Source organism: Mycobacterium sp. (assembly GCF_036490025.1).
Taxonomy (GTDB): domain Bacteria; phylum Actinomycetota; class Actinomycetes; order Mycobacteriales; family Mycobacteriaceae; genus Mycobacterium.
On record NZ_DASXEP010000171.1, the window covers coordinates 1 to 8,527 of the forward strand.

The 8,527-nt window shown below is 65.8% G+C and carries 9 protein-coding genes and 1 pseudogene; 7 read left to right on the forward strand and 3 right to left on the reverse strand.

Annotation, left to right across the window (positions count from 1 at the left end; all coding sequences use genetic code 11):
- Together VGG53_RS19680 and VGG53_RS19685 are read right to left on the reverse strand one after the other, a co-directional pair.
- Positions 1–291: pseudogene (locus tag VGG53_RS19680) on the reverse strand (LLM class F420-dependent oxidoreductase); the annotation flags it as partial.
- Positions 292–397: 106 nt separating this feature from the next.
- Positions 398–1,012: an NADPH-dependent F420 reductase gene (locus VGG53_RS19685; protein ID WP_331519765.1), complete on the reverse strand. Its 615-nt coding sequence runs from the start codon at positions 1,010–1,012 to the stop codon at positions 398–400.
- A gap of 99 nt (positions 1,013–1,111) precedes the next feature.
- Here VGG53_RS19685 and VGG53_RS19690 point away from each other — a divergent pair, with 99 nt between their 5' ends.
- Positions 1,112–1,609: a MarR family winged helix-turn-helix transcriptional regulator gene (locus tag VGG53_RS19690; protein ID WP_331519766.1), complete on the forward strand. Its 498-nt coding sequence runs from the start codon at positions 1,112–1,114 to the stop codon at positions 1,607–1,609.
- A gap of 354 nt (positions 1,610–1,963) precedes the next feature.
- Here the strand turns inward: VGG53_RS19690 and VGG53_RS19695 are convergent, their stop codons facing one another.
- Positions 1,964–2,605, reverse strand: a complete 642-nt coding sequence (locus VGG53_RS19695; protein WP_331519767.1) for a chitin-binding protein — start codon at positions 2,603–2,605, stop codon at positions 1,964–1,966.
- A gap of 246 nt (positions 2,606–2,851) precedes the next feature.
- Here VGG53_RS19695 and VGG53_RS19700 point away from each other — a divergent pair, with 246 nt between their 5' ends.
- The 6 genes from VGG53_RS19700 to uvrC all read left to right on the forward strand — a co-directional run.
- Positions 2,852–4,129, forward strand: a complete 1,278-nt coding sequence (locus VGG53_RS19700) for a bifunctional 3,4-dihydroxy-2-butanone-4-phosphate synthase/GTP cyclohydrolase II (protein ID WP_331519768.1) — start codon at positions 2,852–2,854, stop codon at positions 4,127–4,129.
- A 16-nt stretch (positions 4,130–4,145) separates the two neighbouring features.
- Positions 4,146–4,619 (forward strand): 6,7-dimethyl-8-ribityllumazine synthase, encoded by a 474-nt coding sequence (ribH, locus tag VGG53_RS19705; RefSeq protein ID WP_331519769.1) that lies wholly within the window; start codon positions 4,146–4,148, stop codon positions 4,617–4,619.
- 2 nt (positions 4,620–4,621) lie between these two features.
- A complete protein-coding gene (locus tag VGG53_RS19710; protein ID WP_331519770.1) occupies positions 4,622–5,092 on the forward strand; it encodes a PH domain-containing protein in 471 nt (156 codons plus the stop codon).
- Between the two features lie 31 nt (positions 5,093–5,123).
- Positions 5,124–6,587: an HNH endonuclease signature motif containing protein gene (locus VGG53_RS19715; RefSeq protein WP_331519771.1), complete on the forward strand. Its 1,464-nt coding sequence runs from the start codon at positions 5,124–5,126 to the stop codon at positions 6,585–6,587.
- A 102-nt stretch (positions 6,588–6,689) separates the two neighbouring features.
- Complete coding sequence (locus VGG53_RS19720; protein WP_331519772.1) at positions 6,690–7,028, forward strand: hypothetical protein; 339 nt, start codon at positions 6,690–6,692, stop codon at positions 7,026–7,028.
- Positions 7,029–7,094: 66 nt separating this feature from the next.
- Positions 7,095–8,527: excinuclease ABC subunit UvrC (gene uvrC, locus VGG53_RS19725; RefSeq protein WP_331519773.1), on the forward strand; the 1,433-nt coding region annotated here is incomplete at its 3' end.

An 8,527-nucleotide genomic window follows, 5' to 3' on the forward strand; every position in this document is an offset into this window, starting at 1 on the left:
CGGCGGCTCGTAGTAGAACGTGCTGAGCGTGCTGGCGTTCAGCCGCACCCGGCTGGTCGCCGTCGCGGCGACCGTCCACAGCAGCACCGGATCGAGGTAACGGGTCATCTGCGGCGGGTACGGCTGCTCTTTGCCCGGATAAGTGCTGTGCATATCGACCGGCGTAACCAGGCGATCGCCGACCCACAGCGTGTCGTAGCCAAGGTCCTCGAGTCCGCGGCAGAACGCGCTCAGACCAGCGGCGCTGCTGATAGCGGGCCCGACGATGGGAAGTGCAAAACCGAGCTTCATTGCGAAAGTCCTCTCAAATCGTTTCGGCGATCCATCAACCATTATTTGGGCGCACGGCGCCCCTGTTCATTCACGGCCTGGACCGGCGGCGGCGCGGCTCAGCCGATTACGCGGCGCCGAGGGCGAAGTCGATGTTCCCCACCCCATGGCGGGCGAGGCCCATCACGACCAGACCCGTTCCTTCCAGCCAGTGCGCCATGTTCAAGCCGCCGACGTCTAGCGGGCGCAGCTTGAGGCTCTCGATGAACTCCGCCACGCCTGCCTTGGCGCGCGCGTCGTCGCCGGCGATGAAGACGTCGAGCGGCCGGCCCTGGGCCAGGACAACACCGAAGATGGTGTTGAATGCCTTCACCACGCTGGCGCTGGCCGGGGCGGCCTTGGCGACTTCCTGCGCGATCGAGGTGTCATCGGGGATCGCTAGCCCGTCGGCCTCGGAATTGAAGGGGTTGCTGATGTCGACGATGACCTTGCCCGCGAGGGCGTCTCCGTACTGGGCGACGACCGGAACGACATTGGCGTACAACAGGGCCACGATGACGATGTCCCCGGCCGGGACGGCGCCGAACTCTCCCGTCGTGGCGCTACCGCCGAGAGCCTTGGCCAAGTCAGCGGCCTTGGACTGATCGCGGCCGATGACCTCAACGGTGTTGCCGCCCGTTACCGCCAGCGCGCCGATGGCGCGGGCCATGTTCCCGGTGCCGATGATGCTGATGCTGCTCATGAGGTGTGTCCTGTCTTGGATTGATGATCGGAAAGGTTGACTCCTCCACCTTAAGGACGGTTTGTTGATGCGTCAACCAATCGAGTAGCATGGAGACTGATGGAACCGAACTGGCTGAACCCTCGTGAAGACCGCGCCTGGCGGGCCTTCCAGCACGCGCATCATCAGCTCGACGTGCACCTGAACCGGGGCCTGCAGGAATCGGGCTTGTCCGGGGCCGACTACGAGGTGCTGGCGGTGCTCTCGGGTCACGACGGTGACCGCATGCCCGCCCGCGACCTGTGCAACACCCTGGGCTGGGAGAAGAGCCGTGTCTCCCATCAGGTGCGGCGCATGCAGAAAGACGGGCTGATCGGCCGCGAGCCCAACCCCGACGACGCCCGCAGCACCATGGTCTGCCTGTTGCCGGCTGGCCGCGCCGCCATCGAGAAGGCGGCGCCCAGGCACGTGGAGGACGTCCGCCGGAACTTCATCGACCTGCTCACCCCGGCTGAGCTCGACATGCTCGCCGCCCTCAACGAACGAGTCCTGCGCCACCTGGCCACAGACGACGACTCGGCGCCGAAGACAAGCCCGCAAAGCCTGCAGAGGTCTTAGGACTGCGACCCTGGGGGTGCTTCCGGCGGCGGTGCGGGAGGTGGATCGGTCGGTTGGTGGTGACGATGATGGCTGCTGTTCGGTCCGTCGATAACCGGGACAGGCGGCTGCGGTGGCGGCCCTGGCGCGGCGTGCCCTAGCGGGGCAGTTCCGATCAGCATGGCGGCTACCGCCAATAAGGGGGCCAGCCTACGGTGGCGCCGACGGGACAGCACCAGCGCACTGTCGACGGCCACGTTGCCCATGCGGGCGAGTTTAGTTGCGACGCATGACGTATGGCCAGCTCTTTGTGGGTTCCCAACGGGCAACGCCCGCTCCGCCGATCGGCGAAGCGGGCGTCTGGTGGGTGAGTTTTTACAGCGGAATCCAGACTCCGAAGAAGTTGAAGCCCCACTGGTTGAACTGCGGGTTCCAGAACGGGTTCTCTTGGTAGCCCCAGTAATTGATCGGGCCGTCGTTCCACCGTCCACCGGGCGGAGGAAGTGGCCTGTCCCATGCCGGTCGCGGCGGCTCGCCGGCACCCCAGGGCGCGGGCCCGTTGCCCCACGGAGCGCCGTTGAAGTAGCCGCGATGGTCATCGCCGTGCCACGGGCCCGGACCACCAGGTCCGCCCGGTCCATGGAATCCGGGTCCGCCTGGTCCGCCGGGACCGTGGTCGCCCGGTCCGCCTGGTGCGCCCGGACCACCGGGACCGTGGTCGCCCGGTCCGCCGGGACCGCCTGGTCCACCGGGACCGCCCGGTCCGTGGTCGCCTGGGCCCCCTGGGCCGGCGGGCCCGTTACCGCCCGGTCCACCTGGTCCACCCGGCCCACCCGGCCCACCCGGCCCACCCGGCTCATGCGGTGCAGGTCCGGCGTGGTTAACCCCGGGCGGCGCGCCGTGGCCGCCGGGTGGCGGCCCGGGCGCTGCGCTGGCCGCACCGGCGCCCACCCCCAACGCGGCCGCCCCGAGGGCGCCGGCGACGGTCGCTCCGGCCATCAGTTGCTTCAGCTTCATGGTCCTTCACCTGCCTACTCCGGTATTCAGCGGACACTTGCCCCCGACGTACTGAACGCTAGATAGGTTAGCTATGAATTAGCTACGAGAGGCCTCTGGAAACCTTCTGCGCATGTGCCCGCGGCAAGTCGCGCCGATGGACGTATCCGGTCAGTGAGCAGTGGCAATAACGAGGGCGACGTGGTGGTTCATACTGGATGCAACACTTGAGGACTCCGGGTTGGATTTTCTGACGAGGTGGCAGCGATGACGAGGTTGGACTCGGTCGAGCGCGCGATCGCCGACATCGCGGCCGGCAAAGCTGTCGTCGTCGTGGATGACGAGGATCGGGAGAACGAGGGAGACCTCATCTTCGCAGCCGAGAAGGCCACCCCCGAGTTAGTCGCATTCATGGTGCGCTACACGTCGGGATACCTGTGCGTGCCACTGGCCGGGGAGATCTGCGACCGGCTCGGCCTGCTACCGATGTATGCGGTCAACCAGGACAAGCACGGCACCGCATACACCGTCACTGTCGACGCGAAACACGGTGTGGGGACTGGGATTTCAGCATCAGACCGCGCGACGACCATGCGACTGCTCGCCGACTCCGACAGTGTCGCTGAGGATTTCACCCGGCCCGGCCACGTAGTTCCGTTGCGCGCCAAGGACGGTGGTGTGCTGCGGCGGCCCGGCCACACCGAAGCCGCCGTCGACTTGGCCCGGATGGCGGGCTTGTCAGCGGCGGGCGCGATCTGCGAAATCGTCAGCCAGAAAGACGAAGGCGCGATGGCCCAGACCGACGAACTGCGGGTCTTCGCCGACGAGCACGGTCTGGCGCTGATCGCGATCGCCGACTTGATCGAGTATCGCCGCAAGCACGAGAAGCACATCGAGCGGATCGCCGAGGCCCGGATCCCGACCCGGCACGGCGAATTCCGTGCGGTCGGATACGCCAGCATTTACGAAGACGTCGAGCACGTGGCGTTGGTCCGCGGCGAGATTGCCGGACCCAACTACGACGGCGATGACGTGTTGGTGCGCGTGCACTCCGAATGCCTGACCGGCGACGTGTTCGGTTCCCGCCGCTGCGATTGCGGCCCGCAGCTCGACGCCGCGATGGCGATGGTCGCGCGCGAAGGCCGGGGCGTGGTGCTATACATGCGCGGCCACGAAGGGCGAGGTATCGGCCTGATGCACAAGCTGCAGGCCTACCAGCTGCAGGACGCCGGCGACGACACCGTCGACGCCAACCTCAAGCTCGGATTGCCTGCAGACGCACGGGATTACGGCACCGGGGCTCAGATTCTGGTCGACCTTGGGGTCCGATCGATGCGACTGCTGACCAACAATCCCGCCAAACGCGTGGGCCTGGATGGCTACGGACTGCACATCATCGAGCGGGTTCCGTTGCCGGTGCGGGCCAATGCGGAAAACATTCGGTATCTGATGACCAAACGTGACCGGATGGGGCACGACCTCGTCGGGCTGGACGACTATCATGAATCCATGCACCTGCCAGGCGAATTCGGCGGTGCCCTGTGACTCATGAGCGGTGCCTATGAGCGGTGCCGGTGTACCCGACATCGCGTCGCAGGACGCCTCCGCACTCAGGCTGGCAATCGTGGCAAGTACTTGGCACAAGGAGATTTGCGACGCGCTGCTGACCGGCGCCCAGCGGATCGCCGACGAATGGGGCGTCAAGGATCCGACGGTCGTGCGGGTTCGTGGTGCGATCGAGATACCGGTCGTCGCGCAGGCCGCGGCCCGTGACCATGATGCCGTCGTCGCGCTCGGTGTGGTGATCCGCGGGCAGACACCGCATTTCGACTACGTCTGCGACGCCGTGACCCAAGGGCTGACGCGGGTCTCGCTGGACGAATCGACACCGGTCGCCAACGGTGTGCTGACCACCAACAACGAAGACCAGGCCCTCGACCGCGCGGGGCTGCCGGACTCTGCTGAGGACAACGGCGCCCAGGCCACGGCCGCGGCGCTGAGCACCGCGCTGACGTTGCGCGCGCTGCGCGGATAGTCGTGACCGCCAAGCCCGATCAGGGCACCTGGGATGCGCAACTGCGGCCCCACCTGACGCCGTATGTCGCCTATGCCGCGGCGTTCGTCATCATCGCAGCGCACATTGCGATCGGCCTGCTGCTCAAGATGGGGTCTACCGGCGTGATCTTTCAGACCTCCGACCAGATTGCGATGGCGGGGCTGGGCGTCGTTCTTGCCGGCCTCGCGCTGCTGTTCGCCCGGCCACGGCTGCGGGTCGGTGCGGCAGGACTGTCGGTGCGCAATGTGCTCAGCGACCGGCTGGTGCCGTGGGACGACGTGGTCGGAGTGTCGTTTCCCGTCGGCGCACGCTGGGCGCGAATCGATCTGCCCGACGACGAGTACGTCCCGCTGATGGCCATTCAGTCCGTCGACAAGGACCGCGCCGTGGAGGCGATGGACACCGTCCGGACGCTGCTGAAGCGCTACCGGCCGGAGCTGGCGTCGGACTGACTTGTCGTAGGGCGGGTCTACAATCGAAAACATGTTCGAGTCTTGGTACGCCTCACGACCTACGTCAGAGTCGGCTGCGCTTCTGGACCGAATCTCCGAATCGGGTCGATCGGAGGCCCAAGCAGCCGCGAGGCGGTTGGTTGCCGTCGGTGAGTTGTTTGTGGTGCGGCTGCGGGATTCGGGAGAGCAGGCTGACTGGCCCATGGACACGTGGGAGGCAGTCGCCGCGCAGGCGGCCGCTGCACTCCAGTGCAGCATCTCGATGGCCTCGAGTTATCTGCGCTATGCGATGGCGTTGCGAGACCGGTTGCCGGAAGTGGGCAAAATGTTTCAGGCCGGCGATATCGACTACCGCGCGTTCCAGACCATCGTGTTCAGGACAGACTTGATCACCGATGCCGATGCGCTGGCGCGAGTGGATGCGCTTCTGGCGGTGCGGCTTTCGCGGTATCCGTCGTTGACACGCGGCCGGCTGGCCGCCGAGGTCGATCGGGTGGTGGCCCGAGTTGACCGGGACGCGGTGCGGCGAGCGAAGGAGGTCATCAGGGATCGCTTTCTCGATGTCGACATCGCGGAAACAGGCATCGCGTTTGTGACGGGAACCGTGCTGGCCACCGCCGGTCGCGCTCTCGACCGTCGGCTGGATGAGTTGGCGGGCACGGTGTGCGACGCCGACCCGCGGACCCGCGAGCAGCGCCGGGCAGACGCGCTGAGCGCGTTGACCGGTGGTGCGGACCGGTTGGTGTGTGGCTGTGGATCCGCCGACTGCGACGCCGCGACGCGGGCAGGCAAGAGCAACGTGGTGATTTACGTGGTCGCCGAGCAAGCCAGCGCCGACGGCAGTGGAGAGACACCGGGCGCGGTGCTTGGTGTTGAAGGCTTGATCCCGGCAGACATGGTTGCCGAACTGGCCAAGACCGCGAAGCTGCAGCCGCTGATTCCGCCGGTCGACGCGCCCGAGCCGCGCAGCGTCCCGTCGACCGCGCTGGCCGATTTTGTGCGGTGCCGCGATCTGACCTGCCGTGCTCCGGGCTGCGATCGCCCGGCCGTCGACTGCGATTTGAATCATACCGTCGCCTACCACAACGGCGGCAAGACTCACGCGTCGAATTTGAAGGCGCTCTGCCGAAAACACCACTTGCTGAAGACTTTCGGGGGCTGGCGCGACAAGCAGCTACCCGACGGCACCGTGATCTGGCTCCTTCCCGACGGGCACACCTATGTGACCACGCCGGGCAGCGCGTTGCTGTTCCCGAGTCTCTGCGTGCCGACCGGCGACCTGCCCGTACCGGAAGCCGACCCGTCGATTGAGTACTGCGGTGACCGGACAGCGATGATGCCCAGGCGACGCCGCACCAGGGCGCAAGTCCGCGCCCACCGCATCGCCGCCGAACGACGACAAAACCACATTGCCCGCACGGCCGGCCGCAGCGACTCGATGAGCCATCTCGGACCGGCTCCACCTGAGACCGACGACGATCCGCCGCCTTTCTAGGCCGACTTGGTCCGGCGGACCCAAACATGTTGGTGGACCGCAAAATCTCGCGGGCGGTCGGCGTTATGTATTTATTAAGCGGTCGGCGTTAAATTCTGCCCCATGGACATCGCCCACATCCTGAAGAAGATCGCTGCCGGGGCGCTGCTGATGGGCGGTCTGGCGATTCCTGGATTGGGGTTCACCGTGCCTATCGCTCACGCGGATACCTTTTCTCCTCACCATTGGTGTCCGGGGCAACGAACGGATCCGCCCACGGGGCCGGGCCAGGTGGTCTGGGATTGGAACGTCTGTCACACCTTTTACTTCACCAATTATGGGATGGGTAACCTCGTCACTTCTTACGACGGCACAAATGCTCCTGTTTGGGACGGAGATAACCCACCGCCGGACGCGATAACACGAAGACAGTGTCCACCGATCGCATTCATGTGCCCATAAACCGCTGTCGGTTGCGCGCATGACACCACAGCGCCGCCCTTCTCACGGCGACTAGCCTTAGACACCGTGGCTGATCCCGCGACCTACCGCCCCGCTCCCGGGTCCATCCCGGTCGAGCCCGGCGTATACCGGTTCAGGGATCAGCACGGACGAGTGATCTACGTCGGCAAAGCCAAGAGCCTGCGGAGCCGATTGACGTCGTACTTCGCTGATGTCGCGAGCCTGCATCCGCGTACTCGGCAGATGGTGACCACCGCCGCCAAGGTGGAGTGGACGGTGGTCAACACCGAGGTCGAGGCGCTGCAGCTGGAGTACAACTGGATCAAGGAGTTCGACCCGCGGTTCAACGTCCGCTATCGCGACGACAAGTCATACCCGGTGCTCGCGGTCACCCTCAACGAGGAATTCCCTCGGCTGATGGTGTATCGGGGTCCGCGCCGAAAAGGCGTCCGCTATTTCGGGCCCTACTCGCATGCCTGGGCTATCCGGGAAACCCTTGATCTGCTCACCAGGGTCTTCCCGGCGCGTACGTGTTCGGCGGGAGTGTTCAAGCGGCACAACCAAATCGACCGTCCCTGCCTGCTGGGTTACATCGACAAATGCTCGGCGCCGTGCGTCGGGCGGGTCACCGCCGAGCAGCATCGCCAGATCGTGCTGGACTTCTGTGATTTCCTGTCCGGTAAAACCGACCGGTTCGCCCGCGGTCTCGAGCAGCAGATGCACGTGGCGTCCGACGAACTCGACTTCGAGCGGGCCGCACGGCTGCGCGACGACCTTGGCGCGCTGAAGCGGGCGATGGAGAAGCAGGCCGTGGTGTTCGGCGATGGCACCGACGCTGACGTGGTTGCATTCGCCGACGATGATCTCGAAGCGGCCGTACAGGTGTTTCACGTCCGTGGCGGACGGGTTCGCGGCCAGCGTGGCTGGATCGTCGAAAAGTCGGCCGACCCAGGTGATTCGGGTGAAGAGCAGCTAGTGGAACAGTTCTTGACCCAGTTCTACGGGGACCAGGCGGAACTGGGCGGTACGGCCGACGAAGCAGCGAATCCGGTTCCGCGCGAAGTGCTGGTGCCGTGCCTGCCGTCCAACGCTGAGGAGTTGACCAGCTGGCTGTCGGGCCTGCGTGGATCCAAGGTCACATTGCGGGTGCCGCGTCGCGGCGACAAGCGCGCGCTGGCCGAAACCGTGCAGCGAAACGCCAAAGACGCGTTGCAGCAGCACAAGCTGAAGCGCGCCGGCGACTTCACCGCCAGATCCGCTGCGCTACAGAATATTCAAGAGGCACTCGGTTTGGCCGATGCGCCGCTACGGATCGAATGCGTCGACATCAGCCACGTCCAGGGCACCGACGTGGTCGGGTCGCTGGTGGTGTTCGAAGACGGGCTGCCGCGCAAGTCCGATTACCGCCACTTCGGGATCCGGGAAGCGGCCGGTGGCGGTCGTTCCGACGACGTCGCTTCGATCGCCGAGGTCACCCGTCGTCGCTTCATCCGGCACAT

Coding starts and splice junctions, on each gene's coding strand:
- VGG53_RS19695 (WP_331519767.1), bottom strand. CDS start 2,605: ATGAAGCTGAAGCAACTGATGGCCGGAGCGACCGTCGCCGGCGCCCTC.
- VGG53_RS19690 (WP_331519766.1), top strand. CDS start 1,112: ATGGAACCGAACTGGCTGAACCCTCGTGAAGACCGCGCCTGGCGGGCC.
- VGG53_RS19685 (WP_331519765.1), bottom strand. CDS start 1,012: ATGAGCAGCATCAGCATCATCGGCACCGGGAACATGGCCCGCGCCATC.
- ribH (WP_331519769.1), top strand. CDS start 4,146: ATGAGCGGTGCCGGTGTACCCGACATCGCGTCGCAGGACGCCTCCGCA.
- VGG53_RS19720 (WP_331519772.1), top strand. CDS start 6,690: ATGGACATCGCCCACATCCTGAAGAAGATCGCTGCCGGGGCGCTGCTG.
- VGG53_RS19715 (WP_331519771.1), top strand. CDS start 5,124: ATGTTCGAGTCTTGGTACGCCTCACGACCTACGTCAGAGTCGGCTGCG.
- VGG53_RS19700 (WP_331519768.1), top strand. CDS start 2,852: ATGACGAGGTTGGACTCGGTCGAGCGCGCGATCGCCGACATCGCGGCC.